The organism is Streptacidiphilus sp. MAP5-3, assembly GCF_041262505.1.
Classification (GTDB): domain Bacteria; phylum Actinomycetota; class Actinomycetes; order Streptomycetales; family Streptomycetaceae; genus Streptacidiphilus.
On the sequence record NZ_JBGCCL010000037.1, the window covers coordinates 1 to 15,874 of the forward strand.

Below are 15,874 nucleotides of genomic sequence, written 5' to 3' on the forward strand. Positions count from 1 at the left end.
ACTACGGCGTCGTCGGCGACCTCTTCCAGGTCCTGCCCCAGCTCACCGACGAGATCAAGACCCGCAAGGGCTGACCCCCAACAAGCCCCCACGGTCGCTGAAGCACCGAAATCCGTTCGAAGCGCACGTCAGGCGAGCTCTAGGCTGACGTGCGCTTCGAACGTTTCGAGCGTTTCGGCACACAGGAGTTGGGGGTAGGGCGGTGCAGGACATACAGCCGGTCGGGATCTCGGACGCGGAATTCGCCACCTTTGAGGGGCTGGTGGGTCGTTTCCGCGCACTGCCCTCGGGCGACGCACGCCGGATGCGGGCGGAGGAGCTCGCCGCGCGGTTCGTGCGGCAGGGCCGGAACGGGCGGCGAAAGCAACTGCGGGCGGAACGGCGGATCGCCGACGCCCGGTTGGCCGCCGCGACCGTGACCGGCGCGCCGGACCGGGTCGAGGACGCGCCGCTGACGCTGCCGCAGAAACCAGTGGCTGTCGGGAAGTTGCAGCCTGTCGGGGAGTTCCAGTCCCTTAGGAAGTTGCAGACCGTCGGTGAGTTGCAGAAACCGCGGCGCTGCTACGTCTGCAAGTCGCTCTACCGACAGGTCGACGGCTTCTACCACCTGCTCTGCCCTGTCTGTGCCACCGACAACGCGACACGGCGCGGGCTGACCACGGACCTGCGCGGGCGGCGGGCGCTGCTGACCGGTGGGCGGGTGAAGATCGGGTTCCAGCTGGCGTTGATGCTGCTGCGGGACGGGGCCGAGCTGATCGTGACCAGCCGGTTCCCGCACGACACGGTGCGACGGTTCCAGGGCGAGCCGGGCAGTGACGCGTGGCTGGACCGGCTGACCGTCGTCGGGATCGACCTCCGGGACCCGCGTCAAGTGCTGGCGTTCTGCGATGAGTTGCGCAGCGAGGGGCGTCCGCTGGACATCCTGGTCAACAACGCCGCACAGACCCTGCGTCGACCGCCGGAGTCCTACACCCGGCTGGCGGCCGGGGAGTTGACGCCGCTGCCCGCCGCGCTGCGGGGACTGGTTCGACACGCGCCGGGCTTCCGGCCGATGCCCGCTCTCGCACCGGCGTGGCCCACGGCGGAGTTGGAGTCGGGCACCTACCCGGGGCGGCCGTGTCCCACATCGCCGCAGGAGCTCCCACAGCAACTCCAACAGACCGACGAGGCCGGGCTGTTGCCGGACCTCTCGGCGGAGAACTCGTGGTCGGCGAGGCTCGGCGAGCTGGACGCGGCCGAGGTGCTGGAGACGCAGCTGGTCAACTCCATTGCCCCCGCGCTGCTCTGTGACCGGTTGCTGCCGCTGCTGCTCGCCTCGCCGTTTCCCGCGCGCTACGTCGTCAACGTCACGGCCGTCGAGGGCCGGTTCACCGTGCGCAACAAGACGGCGTGTCACCCGCACACCAATATGGCCAAGGCCGCGTTGAACATGCTCACCCGCACCAGCGCCGAGGAGTTGGCTCGGCAGGGCGTGCACATGTGCGCGGTGGACACCGGGTGGATCACCGACGAGAATCCGGCGCCCAAGAAGGCCCACGAGGCCGCGCGCGGCTTCCGCCCGCCGCTGGACGTCGTGGACGGGGCCGCTCGCGTCTACGACCCGATCGTGCGCGGCGAGGCCGGCCACCCGGTGTCCGGGGTGTTCCTCAAGGACTACCGGGTGGCCGACTGGTGACCCTCGACCGAGAGCCCCCGGGTGCTTACAGCTCCGCGGCCAGGCGGGTCCCCTGGTCGATGGCGCGCTTGGCGTCGAGTTCGGCCGCGACGTCCGCGCCACCGATCAGGTGGGCCTTGATGCCGCGGTCGGCGAGCTGCTGGTGCAGGTCGCGGCGGGGCTCCTGGCCGGTGCAGAGGACGACGGTGTCGACCTCGAGCAGGCGGTCCTCGCCGTCGACCGTGAGGTGCAGGCCCGCGTCGTCGATACGGCGGTAGGTGGCGCCGGCCACGGAGACCACGCCGCGGTGCTTGAGCTCGGCACGGTGGATCCAACCGGTGGTCTTGCCGAGGCCCTGGCCGACCTTGCTGGTCTTGCGCTGGAGCAGGTGCACCTGGCGTCCGGCGCGGGAGCGACGAGGGGCGGTGAGGCCGCCCGGCGTGGTGTGCTCGGTGTCGACGCCCCACTGGGCGAAGAAGACCTCGGGGCGCTGGCTGGCCTGCTCGCCCGGGTCGGTGAGGTACTCGGCGACGTCGAAGCCGATCCCGCCCGCGCCGAGGATCGCGACGCGCTCGCCGACCTGCGCGTCGCCCCGCAGCACGTCCGCGTAGCCGACCACGCTGGGGTGGTCCACGCCGTCGATCTCCGGGACACGCGGGGACACGCCGGTCGCCACCACGATCTCGTCGAAGCCGCCTTCGGCGAGCGTGTCCGCACCGACCAGCGCGCCGAGGCGCAACTCCACGCCATGAGAGTCGAGTTGGTGGCGGTAGTAGCGCAGCGTCTCGTTGAACTCCTCCTTGCCCGGGACCTGACGGGCGAGGTTGAGCTGACCGCCGACCGTGTCGGCGGCGTCGAAGAGGGTGACCGCGTGGCCGCGTTCGGCGGCCGAGACGGCGCAGGCGAGCCCGGCCGGACCGGCCCCGACGACGGCGACGCGCTTGCGCAACCGGGTCGGCGCCAGCACCAGCTCGGTCTCGTGGCAGGCACGCGGGTTGACCAGGCAGGACGCGATCAGCAGCGAGAAGGTGTGGTCCAGGCAGGCCTGGTTGCAGCCGATGCAGGTGTTGACCGCCTCGGGCGTGCCGGCGGCGGCCTTGGCGACGAAGTCGGGGTCGGCGAGCAGCGGACGGGCCAGCGAGACCAGGTCGGCGGTGCCGGAGGCGAGCAACTCCTCGGCCAGTTCGGGGGTGTTGATGCGGTTGCAGGTGACCAGCGGGACGGAGACCTGACCCATCAGCTTCTTGGTGACCCAGCCGAAGGCGCCGCGCGGGACGGAGGTGGCGATGGTCGGGATGCGGGCCTCGTGCCAGCCGATGCCGGTGTTGATGATCGTCGCACCGGCTGCCTCGACCGCCTTGCCGAGCTGGACCACCTCGTCGAAGGTCGAGCCGCCGGGGACCAGGTCCAGCATGGAGAGCCGGTAGACCAGGATGAAGTCCGACCCGACCCGCTCCCGGACGCGCCGCACGATCTCGACCGGGAACCGCATCCGGTTCTCGTAGCTGCCGCCCCAACGGTCGGTCCGCCGGTTGGTGGGCGCGGCGATGAACTCGTTGACCAGGTAGCCCTCGGAGCCCATGATCTCGACGCCGTCGTAGCCCGCCTGCTGGGCGAGCTCGGCGCAGCGGACGAAGTCCTCGACGGTCTGCTCGACCTCGTCGTCGGTCAGCTCGTGCGGGACGAAGGGGCTGATCGGCGCCTGCAGCGCGCTGGGCGCGACCAGGTCCTGGTGGTAGGCGTAGCGGCCGAAGTGCAGGATCTGCAGCGCGATCTTCCCACCGGCGGCGTGGACGGCGTCGGTGATGACGCGGTGCTGCTCGGCCTCGGCCTCGGTGGTGAGCTTGGCCCCGCCCTCGAAGGGGCGGCCGACCTCGTTGGGCGCGATGCCGCCGGTGACGATCAGACCGACGCCGCCGCGCACGCGGGTGGCGTAGAACTCGGCCATCCGCTCGAAGCCGTTCGGGGCCTCCTCCAGGCCGACGTGCAGCGAGCCCATGATGACCCGGTTCGGGAGCGTGGTGAAACCGAGGTCGAGCGGGCGGAGCAGGTTCGGGTACGCGGTCATGGCGCGGCGTCTCCTCGCGGGGGGCACGGCGGGATGCAGGGGTAGGGCAGGGGTCGGACAGGACCACGGTAGGGCCACGCCGGGTGTTATGCAACAAGGTGCAAAACACCGCGACGACAGGCGCCCCTTCCACCCCTCGGGCACTCGTTGACAAAATGTTGAAGGATTGGCTTGTCTGCCGCCATGAAGATTCGCATCCTGTGGCCTGCCGGCTCCGTCACCGCCACCCTGCGCGAGACGCCGACCAGCAAGGCGCTGCTCGCCGCCCTCCCGTTCCAGGCGAACGCCCACACCTGGGGCCAGGAGGTCTACTTCCGCACGCCGATCAGCCCGGAGCTGGAGAGCGACGCCCAACAGGTCGTCGAGCCGGGCACGGTGGCGTTCTGGACCGACGGCGACAGCCTGGCGCTCCCCTTCGGACCGACGCCGATCTCGCGCGGCGACGAGTGCCGCCTGGCCAGTCCGTGCAACCTGCTGGGCACGATCGACGGCGACCCGTCCGCCCTGGGCACGGTGCGTGAGGGCGCGGCGATCCGCGTGGAGGTGATGGACTGACGAGCCGTCAGTTGGCGGTCAGCCGTTCTTGACGGCCCGTAGGATCACGAACTTCGGGTTTCCGGCCACGGTCCGGCAATTGCCGAAGATCCGGCGCAGCCGGACGTGGTAGCCGAGGTGGCGGTTGCCGACGACCCACAGCTCACCGCCCGTTCGCAGCGCACGGCGTGCGCCGGCGAACATACGGTGGGCGGTGGCGTCGGTTGCCGCCTGGTAGCTGTGGAACGGGGGGTTGTTGAGGACCAGGTCGACCGAGCCGGGGGCCAGGTCGCCTGCACCGTCGCCCGCCAGGAACCTCGCCCGGCGCGCCGTGGCCTCGGGGACATTGGCCCGGAAGGTCTCCTCGGCCGAGGCGACCGCGCCGAACGACTCGTCGACGAAGGTGAGTTCGGCGTCCGGGTTGGCCAACCCGGCGGCCAGGCCCAGGATCCCGTTGCCGCAGCCCAGGTCGACGACCCTGCCCGCCCCCTCCGACGTCGGCAGGTGCTCCAGGAAGAACCGGGTGCCGATGTCGAGGCGCTCGGCGGAGAAGATGCCCGCGTGGTTGGTCACCGTGCGCCCGGCCAGCAGACCCGTCTCCGGCGGGAGCGGGTAGCGGCGCGGCCAGGGGTTCTCCGGGCGCCCAGCCAGCACCTCCGGGTCCGGGGTGCAGAAGATCAGCCGGGCCTTGCGCCTGGCCAGTGAGGTGCGGGTCGGGCCGAGGATCCGCTCGAAGAGCTGGAGCGTCGAGGTGTGGATCTCGGTGACCATTCCCGTGCCGACCACGACCGTCCCCGGATGGACGGCGGGCGCCAGACGCAGCAGCTGATCCTCCAGCAGCGCCAGGCTCTTGGGGACGCGGACCAGCAGCAGGTCGACCCGCTCCGGCGGGGTCTCGCGGCTGGAGAGCAGGCGGACGGCGTCGGCGGCGAGCCCGTTGCGGGCCAGGTTGGCCTCCGTCGCGCGCTGCGCGAGGTAGGAGTCGGTGATCTGCACCGGACGTACCGCAGGGTCAGTAGCCAGGTCAGTGGCCAGGTCAGCGGCCAGGTCAGTGGCCAGCGCAGTCGCCAGCGCGCCCCAGCGGTCGCCCAGCACCACGGGCGCGGACGCGAGCGGCTGCGCCGCGTCGGCCGTCTCCGCCAGGTGATGCAGCAGGTACTCGTCCGCGGCGTCCCAGGCGCGGAGCCGGTCGCGGGGGTCGACCGGGAACCGGCGCAGCTCAAGCTCCGGTCCATGGGGAAGGGCGAGGCTGGTCGTGCTGACGGGAGTGCTGGGGCCGGCGGGCGAGCTCTGGTCGCTGGGGGTGCTCATGGTGGTGCCAGTCTGCCCGATCCCGCCCGTGGTCAGCACTTCCCGGCTCCACGCCGAAGATCGCCGAGCCGGTTGCAGGAGCAGTTAACGTACGGCGTACGGTAGAGCCTGACCACAATGTGCCCAACCACGATGTGAAGCGAGATACGGGGGGACCTGGCGCCATGGCAGGAACCAAGGTCGGGGACCGCCCCGACTCAAGCGGTACGGCCTCCAGCCGTACGGCCGCCGGCGGAACGGCCGCCAGCGGCACGGCGCCGGGCCACCCGGGTTCGGGGCGTACGAAGCGGTCCGGACCGCGCCGCTTCGAGCGGCTCCGGCGGTGGAATCCGCGCCAGTGGGGCCTGGAACTGGTGCTGTTGGTCTACGCCGCCTACGACGGCAGCCGGCTGCTCGTCCACGGCAAGGAGACCGAGGCCCGGCATCACGGCGAGCTGCTGCTGCGCGCCGAGCGCCACCTGCACGCGGAACCCGAGCACGCGCTCAACAGCCTCTTCGCGCACCACGCCTGGCTCGGCATACCGGCCGACTTCGTCTACGCGAGCCTGCACTACGTGATCACGCCGCTGGTGCTGTTCTGGCTCTACCGCAGCCGCCGGGCCCACTACGCCTTCGCCCGCACCTGGCTCTGCCTGGCCACCGCGCTGGGGCTGGTCGGTTACGTCCTCTTCCCCACCGCCCCGCCGCGCCTGCTGGCCGACCCGGACGGGTTCCTGGACATCATGGCCCAGCACTCCTCGATCGGCTGGTGGGGCGGAAGCGGCAGCGCGCCCAAGGGACTGGCCGACATGACGAACGACTTCGCGGCGATGCCCAGCCTGCACTTCGGCTGGGCGCTCTGGTGCGGACTGCTGGTCTTCAAGCACGCGCGCCACCGCTGGGTCCGGGTGGTCGGCCTGCTCTACCCGCTGCTGATCGCGGTGGTGGTGATGGGCACCGCCAACCACTACCTGCTGGACTGCGTCGCGGGCGGCGCGGTGGTGTTGATCGGCTGGGCGCTGACCGGCCCGCTGACCCGCCTCGCGCACCGGCTGCGACGCCGAGCTCGCCGAGGTCGCCCAGGTCACGCGGCGGCGCCCGCCGTGCCCGACTATCCGGAGGCCGCTCGCGTGGTGGCGCCGCGCGCGCCCGTGGAGTGACCGGCCGCCGACCACTCCCACCACAGCAAAGTCATCCCATGAGAGGCTGACCCTGCGGGGGCGCACACGGGGCTTGGGGAGGGTGGTCGTTCATGGGCAACGGCGGCAGCGGCACCGAAGGGGAAGCCCGCCAGGACCGACTGAACCGTCAGGACCCCAAGGACCGCCAGGGCCCGGCCGTCCGAGGCGGGCAGGCCGTACCTGACGCCCCGCCCGGCGACGGGCGGCGGAAGCTGGTCGTCGCCGCGCTGATGCTGTCCATGGCGCTGGTCGCGCTCGACTCGGCCTGCGTCTCCACCGCCGTCCCGCAGATCGTCAGCGAGCTGGGCGGCTTCAGCTACTTCTCCTGGATGTTCTCCGGCTATCTGCTGGCGGTCACGGTCACGCTGCCGATCTACGGCAAGCTGGCCGACGCGCGAGGACGCAAGCCGGTGCTGCTGATCGGCTCGTCGATCTTCCTGATCGGCTCACTGCTCTGCGCGGGCGCGTGGAGCATGACGGTGCTGATCGTGTTCCGGCTGGTCCAGGGGCTCGGCGGCGGAGCGATCCAGGGGACGGTGCAGACGCTGGCGGCCGACCTCTACCCGCTGGAGAAGCGGCCCCGGATCCAGGCCGCGATGTCCACGGTCTGGGCCGTCTCCGCGGTCCTCGGCCCGGCGCTCGGCGGGGTGCTGGCCACCTACGCCAACTGGCGCTGGATCTTCCTGATCAACCTTCCGGTCGGTCTGATCGCGCTGGTGCTGCTCAAGCGGAACCTGCGCGAGCCGCAGGTCGCGGCGGCCACCCGGTCGCGGATCGACTGGCTGGGCGCGGTCGGGCTCTTCCTGACGACCGGTCTGCTGCTCTTCGCCATGGTCCAGGGCGGCGTCGCCTGGCCCTGGCTGTCGGCCCCCAGCATCGGCCTCTTCGCCGCCTCCCTGCTGGCGGGCGTGGCGACCTACGGGATCGAGCGGCGTGCCGAGGAGCCGATCATCCCCGGCTGGGTCTGGCGACGGCGGGTCATCGCGGGCGTCAACCTGGCCCTGGGCTGCCTGGGCCTGCTGATGATCGCCCCGATGGTCTTCCTTCCCACGTACGCGCAGTCGGTGCTGGGACTGGCCCCGGTGGCGGCGGGCTTCGTGCTGTCGGTGTGGACGATCAGCTGGCCGATCTCCGCCGCGCTCTCCAACCGGCTCTACCGGCGGATCGGCTTCCGCAACACCGCGCTGATCGGCGCGGCCGTCGGGACCGCGCTGCTGGCCGCCTTCCCGCTGCTCCCGTATCGCGGCGCGGCGTGGCAGCCGGCCCTGCTGATGCTGATCCTCGGCGCGGGTCTCGGGCTGTTCCAACTGCCGCTGATCATCGGTGTGCAGAGCAGCGTGCCGTGGCACGAGCGCGGCACGGCGACGGCCTCCATCCTGTTCTGCCGTCAGGTCGGCCAGAGCGTCGGCGGCGTGATCTTCGCGGTGATCGCCAACGCCACGCTGACCGATTGGCTGCGCTCCGCCCCCGCCGCGCTGCACGGCAGTCTCCCCCAGGGCCTGGACCAGATAGCGGGCGCGCTGCTGCACCCGACGAGCACGCTCAGCCCCTCCGGCGCGGACTACCTGCGACACGCGCTCGCCTCGGCCGTCAACCACGTGTACGTGGGTGCGGCCGTCGCCGCCGCGCTGGCGGTGGTGGTGCTCGCTACAGTGACGCCGAAGCGCTTCCCTCTCGCCGAGGGCAGCTGACGCAGGCAGAAACGACGCAGACGGAAACGACTTGGGCAGAAACGGGGAGCGTGATGTCGGGCACCGGCTGGATCGAGGTCGGCGACCGGGTCTACCAGCGCCGGTACGACCCGTGCGACGTGACGGTCTCCGTCGTCGTCGGCACGGACGGCCTGCTGGTCGCCGACACCCGGTGCAGTCTCGCCGAGGCGCGTGAACTGCGGGAGCACCTGCGCGCGTTGTCGGCCACCCCGGTTCGGTGGGTGGTCAACACCCACATCCACTGGGACCATGTCTGGGGCAACGCGGAGTTCGTCGCCCCGCGCCAGCTACCCCCGGCCGAGGTCTGGGGCAGCGCGCAGACGGTCACCGCGATGCGCGCCGAGGCCACCGATCCGGAGGCCGCCGCCTTCCGCGAGCGGATGGCGCGCCGCAGCGCGACGTGGGCGGCGAAGATGGCCGAGTTGGAGGAGTACGTGCCCGACCACGAGGTCCACGGCGCGCACGACCTGGACCTGGGCGACGGCCGCACCGTGTCCCTGCGCCACGTCGGCCGCGGCCACACCGCCGGCGACCTGCTCCTCCATGTCCCGGACGCGGGCGTGCTGCTGACGGGCGACCTGGTCGAGGAGTCCGGGCCACCGGCCTACGGCTCCGACTCCTTTCCCCTTGATTGGGCCCCCACGCTGGACGCCGCGCTGACCCTCGCCGGTCCGGACGCCCGGTACGTCCCCGGCCACGGCGCGACGGTCGACGCGGCCTTCGTCCGCGCGCAGGCGGACGCGATCCGCGCGGTCGCGGAGCAGTGCCGGGCGCTGCACGCGGCGGGCGTCGCGGCCGACGAGGCGCTGCAGGCGGGCGAGTGGCCCTTCCCGCCCGAGGCGCTGGGCAGCGCGATCCCGCGCGCCTACGGGCAGTTGGGCTGAGCCCCGGCACTGCTCGCCCGCTGCTGACGTGCTGTTGACGTGCTGTTGACGTGCTGTTGACGTGCTACTGACCTGCTACTGGTGCGGGTTGACCAGATCCAGGATCTTGTTGACCAGCTCGACCACCGGTGCGCCCAGCACCCCGACCGTCTGGGCGATGGCGCGGATGCTCCGCAACGCCCGGCTCCGGCGGTCGGGTTGTCTGTCGTCGGTCGCCTCGGCCAGATGGGCGTCCAGGTCCTCGGCGACCTCCGGCGCTACGGCGGCGTCGCCGCGGAGAGCGGCCACCAGACCGCGCAGCTGCGCCAACTGCGCGGCGAGCTCCGGGACCTGGCCGGCGCCGTACTGGTTCTTGACCATCCCGATGTTGTTGCTGCCGCCCTCGATCCGGACGACGTCACCGAAGTAGCTGTCTCCGCTCACGACTTCACCATCCCCATGTTGCTGGAGCCGCCGTACATGTTCACGACGTCGCCGAAGTAGTAGTTGGACGGCTTGCTGATGTGGAGCCGCTGCACCTGGTAGATGGCCTCGGGGCCCGGGTGCTCGATCGCGCCCACGATCGCGTCGACCAGCCGGTCCAGCTCCCGCCGCTCGGGGAGGGTCACCAGCGCGGTCGACGGACCCGAGGTCTCGATCGCCAGGGCGGGGTGCGGGTTCTCGGACAGCACCTGCACCAGCTGCACGACATAGGTGATGATCAGAGCCACCCCGACGAACCACAGGAAGACCAGCCACCCGCTGACGCCGGACTGCTGGCCCGTCTGGTCTCCGGTGCTGTTGGCCAGGGCGTCGAGAAGGCTGAACATCCCCAGGGCCGCCAGCGTGACGGCCGTACGCCAGAAGAACCTGAACACCGCCAGGCCGTAGCGGGGCCGCAGCTCGAAGGTGAACACCCGCGCGATGTTCCGGATCGGATAGGCCGCGTGCCCGACCCAGAGCACCCGCTCGGTGACCCGCAGGTCCAACTCCCGCCGGGGCGACGCGGACGGCCTCCCGATCGGCGGCGGTGGCGTCGCGGTACGCCGCACCGGCGGCGGTTGTTCCGCGGGCGGAGGTGCCTGCTCCGAAGGCGCTGGTGGTTGCTCCGGCAGTCGTGGCTGCTCCGTCGGCGGTGGTGGATACTCCGCGCTCACCCGTACAAGCCCCCGTTCCCCTGGCTTCCCAGGATCGATCTGCGATCGTTCGATCACCGACAGAGCATAGTTACTGTCGGCAACGGGGAGCCAGGGGAATGACGTTGACGTGACATCAGATGTCGCCGAGTTGTGATCGGGCGCGATCAGATGTCGATCAGCACCTTGCCGACCGCCCCGCCCTGGACGGCGTCGTGAGCCGCCGCCGTCTGCGCGAGCGGAAAGCGGTGCCAGGGAAGACCGGCCTCCGCGCCGCCGCGGAGCGCCCCCGCCGCCACCGCGTCCCGGATCGCGGCGACCGCCGCGACCTTCGCAGTGTCAGGGATGGTGTACACCAGAACGCCCAACCAGCGGAGGTTGCGGAACATCGACGGGCGGACCGGGAGGGTGACCTCCGCGCCGCTGCCGTCGGCGTAGAAGGCGACCGTGCCGTTGTCGGCCAGCACGGCCAGATCGAGGTCCACGTTGGCGGTGACCGCGACCTCGACCACCACGTCGACCCCCTCCGGCGCCAGCCCGCGGATCACCGCCGCCGCGTCCTCCGCACGGTAGTCGACGACGTGGTGCGCGCCCGCGGCCTGCGCCAGCTTGGCCTTCTCGGGGCTGCTGACCGTGGTGATCACCGTCGCGCCCGCCCAACGGGCCAGCTGGATCGCGGCGTTGCCGACCGCACCCGCGCCGCCCGCGACCAGGACGGTCCTCCCGGCCAGCGCGCCCGGTGCCAGGAGCGCGGGCGCGTCCTCGGCGAGGGTGAGGGCGCGGTGCGCGGTCATCGCGGGGATGCCGAGGCTCGCGCCGAGGTCGAAGGAGGCGTGCTCGGGCAGCGCGACGGCCTGGCGTTCGGGGAGGACGACGTACTCCTGCGCCGTCCCGTCGGGTCGCTGCCAGGCCGACTCCCAGATCCAGACCCGCTCGCCGACGCGGCCCGCGTCCACGCCGGGACCGACCGCGTCGACGACGCCCGCGCCGTCCTGGTTGGGGACCTGCTGCGCACTCAGCCCCGGACCACCCGAACGGGACTTCCAGTCGGTCGGGTTGACGCCGGAGACGACGACGCGGACCCGGACCTCGCCGGGACCGGGCTCCGGGACGGGGCGGTCCGCCAGGGAGAGGACGTCGGAACCGCCGCTGCGCTCGTACACGATTGCCTTCATGTCCGGCGCAACCGCCCGCACGCGGCCGATGTTCCCGCTGCCTCAGCGATTCTCGGCCAGCCGGCCCAGCGCCTCGCGGTGGGCGCGGTCCAGCGCCTGCGCCGCCGGGACCTCGATGTCCGGGGTGATGCCGGTGCCCTCCCAGTCCGTGCCGCTGGTCGGGTTGATCGAGCGGCCGACGGGGATGGTGGCCTCCAGGTGCGGGTGGACCGTCCAGCCGTTGCGCGGGTGCGCACCGCCCTTGGTGCGCTCGCCGACCACGACGGCGCGGCCGAGCTGCTGCAGGTCGTAGGCCAGCTCCTCGGCGCCGGAGAAGGTGGTGGCGCTGGTCAGCAGGTAGACCGGCTTCTGCTGCCCGAGTCGGCGGCCCGGGACGTGGGGCAGCGTCCAGGACTGCTCCTCCTGGTCGCCCTCACGCCAGTACTGGGTGTTGATGTGGGTCGGCTGGTCGAAGAAGTAGCTGCACAGGTACTGGACGGTGTGGGGGTCGCCGCCCTCGTTGCGGCGCAGGTCGACGACGAGGGCGCGCGCCTGGGCGGCCAGGGTCATCGCCGCGGTCAGCGAGTCCGCCGAGAGGTGCAGCGGGAAGATGATCGGCGCGAGCTCCAGCACCGCGACGCCGCCCTCCAGCAGCTCGAAGCGCGGGACGCCGCCGCAGGACTCGGCGGAACGGCGCTCCATCATCTGCCCCGCCGCCGCGTCCTGACCGTCGGGGACCTCGTCGGCGTGGAAGGCCAGCCTCAGGTGCTTGTCTCCGTTGACGGACTGCAGGTCCTCGGTGACCAGTGCGCCGAGCCGCTCGACGTCCCCGGCCGCGCCGGCCTCGGTGTACCGCCCGGCTGCCAGCGCCGCGCGGAGCTGAGCGGCGATCTTGTCGCCCTGCTCGGGGAAGACGTAGTGGGCGGTCACCAGGTCGGCGGTCCGCTCGACTATGCCCACGTGATCGAGTGTCGAATTCATGATCGGCAGTAAAGCGGTCCCGGGCCGAACCGAACAGGGTTTCCGCAGCTCGCCGACTGCATCGATCGGATTAATTGTGTGACCGGAACGCTTCAATATGCGCACGGACGGTGACATATGGCCCCAGACAGTCGCGGTGTGTCCCCCGTACCCCGGGCCCGACGCCCGAGGTCCGCACCCGACGCCCGGAGGTGCCGGATGCGCCGCATACCGCCCCGCCCCACCCGCCGTCGCGCCGCCGCACTCGCTGCGGCCACCGCGGCAGCCACCGCGTTCGCCCTCGCCCCGGCCGTCGCGCTCGCGCCGACCGCCTGGGCCAGCGGCGTCAACGGCGCCGACATCACGCTCAGCCCGGACACCGTCGACCCGGGCGACACGGTCGGCCTGATCGTCAACTGCAGCTCGTCGTACTTCGGCACGCCGAACCCGACGATGGTCTCCTCGCTGGCCTTCGTCACTGCGGTCAAGCTGCACCCGATGCCGGGTCAGGCGGGCTTCTTCTCCGGCGCGGCCACGGTCAGCCACGACGTGAAGCCCGGCGACTACAACGTCTCCGGCGCGTGCCAGGTGACCAACACCTCCCTCTCCGGATTCAACGCGACGGTGACGGTCAAGGGCCACGAGCACGAACACCCGCACGGCCCGGTGCACACCGGCGTCGGCGGCAGCGTCGACCCGGGCAACGGCACGCAGGTCGCCTTCGGCCTCGGCATCGCCGGTCTCGGCGGCGGCGCGCTCTACTGGAGCCGTCGGCGCGGCGGGCAGCACTGACACACCGACCGGTGAGGGGTAGCGGATGGGCCCTGCGGGGCGGCGGTTCGTCGCGCGCGCGGTGCTGGTGCTCGGGCTGGTGATCGCCGGGCGCGGCGTCGGGTCCGCCCCGCCGCAGCCGGACGCGAGCGCGGTCTCCTCCGACAACGGCGTCTACTGGTACAGCGACGAGGACCGTCCCGCCCCGCCGCTGCCCGCGTCGAAGCCGCTCCGCGTGCGGATCCCCTCGATCGGCGTGGACGCGCCCCTCACCGCGCTCTCGCTGGACAGCGGCGGCCAGCTGCGGCCGCCACCGGAGAGCCGGAAGAACCTGGCCGGCTGGTTCGCCGACGGGACCGCGCCCGGCAGTGCCGGACCGGCCATCATCGCCGGGCACGTGGACAACGCCCACGGCCCGGCGGTCTTCTACGGTCTCGGCGCACTGCAGCGCGGCGACACGGTCGACGTGCTCCGCGCCGACCGCCGTACGGCCGTCTTCCTGGTCGACGACGTGGCGGTCTTCCCCAAGAACGCCTTCCCTGACCAGCGCGTCTACGGGCCGACCCCGCTGGCCGTGCTGCGGCTGATCACCTGCGGCGGCGGATACCGCGCCGGGCAGGGCTACCTGGGCAACGTGGTGGTCTTCGCGCATCTGGTGAAGCGTCAACCCTCCTGACAGAAGCGGGAATGAGGATGGTCCTGATTCTTCGCACACGTTCGGTGCTGCAGACGTCTAGGCCGTACCGACTGGTCGGTACTACCCTCCTGGCACACTCCGGCTGCCACCCCGGGAGGGCCCATGGCCACTGCCACCGCTCCTGCCCCGCTCGTGCTCCACCGACTGTGGAGACGCGAACTCGCCCACTACCCCGACTCCGCCCGGCGTTACGTCTACCTCGGCATCGTGGTGCTGACGACCGTCGTCCTCTACTACGCGCTCTACGTCCAGTACGCGGTCGCGACCTCGATCATCACCCACTACCAGATGAGCTACCGCTACTTCGTCTGGATCAGCGTCGTCGGCAACGCCGTCGGCGCGTTCGCGTCCCTGATAGCCGGGCTGGCGGACCGTTGGGGGCGGGCCAACATGGTCGTCTACGGCCTGCTGGCCACCGGCCTGCTGGTGCTCTTCGGGCTGCCCAACGCGCCGGACCAGGGGACGTACCTGGTGCTCTTCGCACTGGTCGGCTTCGTCGAGGGCCTGGTTCTGGTCGCCACGCCCGCGCTGATCCGCGACTTCTCACCGCAGTTGGGGCGGGCGGCGGCCATGGGCTACTGGACCATGGGCCCGGTGCTCGGCAGCCTGGTGGTCACCGAGGTCACCTCGCACACGCTCGGCTCCGGCGCGGGCAGCGCCACCTGGCAGGACGAGCTGCGCTACGCGGGCATCGCGACGCTGCTGGTCTTCCTGGTCTCGCTGTTCGGCCTGCGCGAGCTCGCACCGAGACTGCGCGACCAGCTGATGGTCAGTCTGCGCGACCGCACGCTGGTCGAGGCCCGGGCCAAGGGACTCGACCCGGACGCGGCGCTGAGCGGCCACTGGCGGCAGATGCTGAAGCCCGACGTGATCGGATCGGCCCTCGCCATCAGCGTCTTCCTGCTGCTCTACTTCGCCGCCGTCGGCAACTTCGTGGTCTACTTCGCCACGAACTTCGGCTACAGCGAGCAGCGCGCCGACGCGCTGGCCAACTGGTACTGGATCAGCAACGCGATCGCGCTGGTGATCGCGGGACTGGCCTCGGACCGGCTTCGGGTCCGCAAGCCGTTCATGCTGGTCGGCGGGATCGGCAGCATCGTGGCCACCGTGCTGTTCGCGCTGCGCGCGACCCAGGCCACCACCGGCTACTACACCTTCGCCTGGCTCTCCGTCGCCATCGGCGTGCTGGGCGGGCTGACCTACGCGCCGTGGATGGCGAGCTTCACCGAAACCGTGGAGCGCCGCAATCCGGCGGCCACCGCGACCGGGCTGGCGGTGTGGGGCTGGATCATCCGCGTGGTCGTCGCGGTCTCGGCGGCGTTCCTGCCGGTGGTGGTCACCTCGGTGACGCCGCTGGTGGAGCACGGCTCCGAGGTGGCGGCGGCCCAGGCGCGCGCCGCGAAGGCCTTGGCCGTCGTAGACGCCCACCCGCAGCTCTTCGCGGAGCTGGCGAAGTACCAGCCGAACGCGATCCCGCCCGCGCTGCTGGGACAAGCCGTCCAGCAGGTCGGCCTGCCGGGCCTGCAGACCGTCCAGGCCGAGCAGTCAGACCTGGCGCTGCTGCAGAAGTACGGGCCGCAGGTGGCCGCGGCGGCGAAGGACAACCCGCACGACTGGCAGGTGTGGTGGTGGGTCTGCGTGGGCGGCCAGGTGCTGTTCCTGCCGTGCGTGCTGCTGATGGCCGGCCGCTGGAGCCCGCGCCGGGCGCGTGAGGACGCCGAGGCGCACCAGCAGGCCGTCGACGCCGAGTTGGCGGCGCTGACCGGCGAAGCGTGACCGAACGTGAACAGTGGGGCCCGGAGCGCATCGCTCCGGGCCCCACTCCATGCAGTGAAAAATTCAACGAAAGCGCGA

14 protein-coding genes are annotated in these 15,874 nt (G+C 71.6%); 8 read left to right on the plus strand and 6 right to left on the minus strand.

From position 1 onward, the window contains the following. The first annotated feature begins 202 nt into the window (after positions 1 to 202). On the plus strand, positions 203 to 1,675 hold the full coding sequence (locus ABH928_RS32950) for an SDR family NAD(P)-dependent oxidoreductase (protein WP_370072363.1): 1,473 nt from the start codon (positions 203 to 205) through the stop codon (positions 1,673 to 1,675). 25 nt (positions 1,676 to 1,700) lie between these two features. Here ABH928_RS32950 and ABH928_RS32955 read toward each other — a convergent pair whose 3' ends face one another. Continuing rightward, positions 1,701 to 3,722: an FAD-dependent oxidoreductase gene (locus tag ABH928_RS32955; protein ID WP_370072364.1), complete on the minus strand. Its 2,022-nt coding sequence runs from the start codon at positions 3,720 to 3,722 to the stop codon at positions 1,701 to 1,703. A 183-nt stretch (positions 3,723 to 3,905) separates the two neighbouring features. Here ABH928_RS32955 and ABH928_RS32960 point away from each other — a divergent pair, with 183 nt between their 5' ends. Then, complete coding sequence (locus ABH928_RS32960) at positions 3,906 to 4,277, plus strand: cyclophilin-like fold protein (RefSeq protein ID WP_370072365.1); 372 nt, start codon at positions 3,906 to 3,908, stop codon at positions 4,275 to 4,277. Positions 4,278 to 4,295: 18 nt separating this feature from the next. Here ABH928_RS32960 and ABH928_RS32965 read toward each other — a convergent pair whose 3' ends face one another. Next, a complete protein-coding gene (locus ABH928_RS32965) occupies positions 4,296 to 5,567 on the minus strand; it encodes a methyltransferase (protein ID WP_370072366.1) in 1,272 nt (423 codons plus the stop codon). Positions 5,568 to 5,731: 164 nt separating this feature from the next. Here ABH928_RS32965 and ABH928_RS32970 point away from each other — a divergent pair, with 164 nt between their 5' ends. The 3 genes from ABH928_RS32970 (at position 5,732) to ABH928_RS32980 (ending at position 9,323) form a co-directional block, all read left to right on the plus strand. Next, entirely contained in the window at positions 5,732 to 6,706 is a 975-nt protein-coding gene (locus ABH928_RS32970) for a phosphatase PAP2 family protein (protein WP_370072367.1), read from the plus strand. 92 nt (positions 6,707 to 6,798) lie between these two features. Further along, the gene (locus ABH928_RS32975) at positions 6,799 to 8,418 is read left to right on the plus strand and encodes an MDR family MFS transporter (RefSeq protein WP_370072368.1); all 1,620 of its coding nucleotides are present in this window, start codon (positions 6,799 to 6,801) and stop codon (positions 8,416 to 8,418) included. A 53-nt stretch (positions 8,419 to 8,471) separates the two neighbouring features. Beyond that, positions 8,472 to 9,323 carry an MBL fold metallo-hydrolase gene (locus ABH928_RS32980; RefSeq protein WP_370072369.1) on the plus strand — a complete coding sequence of 284 codons (852 nt, stop codon included), beginning with the start codon at positions 8,472 to 8,474 and terminating at the stop codon, positions 9,321 to 9,323. Positions 9,324 to 9,398: 75 nt separating this feature from the next. Here the strand turns inward: ABH928_RS32980 and ABH928_RS32985 are convergent, their stop codons facing one another. The 4 genes from ABH928_RS32985 to ABH928_RS33000 all read right to left on the minus strand — a co-directional run bounded on the left by ABH928_RS32985 (position 9,399) and on the right by ABH928_RS33000 (position 12,573). Continuing rightward, positions 9,399 to 9,746 carry a hypothetical protein gene (locus ABH928_RS32985; protein WP_370072370.1) on the minus strand — a complete coding sequence of 116 codons (348 nt, stop codon included), beginning with the start codon at positions 9,744 to 9,746 and terminating at the stop codon, positions 9,399 to 9,401. Beyond that, a complete protein-coding gene (locus ABH928_RS32990; RefSeq protein WP_370072371.1) occupies positions 9,743 to 10,354 on the minus strand; it encodes a DUF6232 family protein in 612 nt (203 codons plus the stop codon). Before ABH928_RS32990 ends, ABH928_RS32985 begins: the two co-directional genes overlap by 4 nt. A 251-nt stretch (positions 10,355 to 10,605) precedes the next feature. After that, on the minus strand, positions 10,606 to 11,613 hold the full coding sequence (locus tag ABH928_RS32995; RefSeq protein WP_370072372.1) for an NADPH:quinone reductase: 1,008 nt from the start codon (positions 11,611 to 11,613) through the stop codon (positions 10,606 to 10,608). A 42-nt stretch (positions 11,614 to 11,655) separates the two neighbouring features. Further along, positions 11,656 to 12,573, minus strand: coding sequence for a S41 family peptidase (locus tag ABH928_RS33000; protein WP_370072373.1), 918 nt, complete (start codon positions 12,571 to 12,573; stop codon positions 11,656 to 11,658). A 198-nt stretch (positions 12,574 to 12,771) separates the two neighbouring features. On the opposite strand from ABH928_RS33000, the gene ABH928_RS33005 reads away from it, so the two are divergent. From ABH928_RS33005 to ABH928_RS33015, 3 genes are all read left to right on the plus strand, one after another. Then, positions 12,772 to 13,344: a hypothetical protein gene (locus ABH928_RS33005; RefSeq protein WP_370072374.1), complete on the plus strand. Its 573-nt coding sequence runs from the start codon at positions 12,772 to 12,774 to the stop codon at positions 13,342 to 13,344. A 25-nt stretch (positions 13,345 to 13,369) separates the two neighbouring features. Continuing rightward, positions 13,370 to 13,999, plus strand: coding sequence for a class F sortase (locus ABH928_RS33010; protein WP_370072375.1), 630 nt, complete (start codon positions 13,370 to 13,372; stop codon positions 13,997 to 13,999). Between the two features lie 123 nt (positions 14,000 to 14,122). Further along, entirely contained in the window at positions 14,123 to 15,796 is a 1,674-nt protein-coding gene (locus tag ABH928_RS33015) for an MFS transporter (RefSeq protein ID WP_370072376.1), read from the plus strand. Positions 15,797 to 15,874 lie beyond the last annotated feature (78 nt).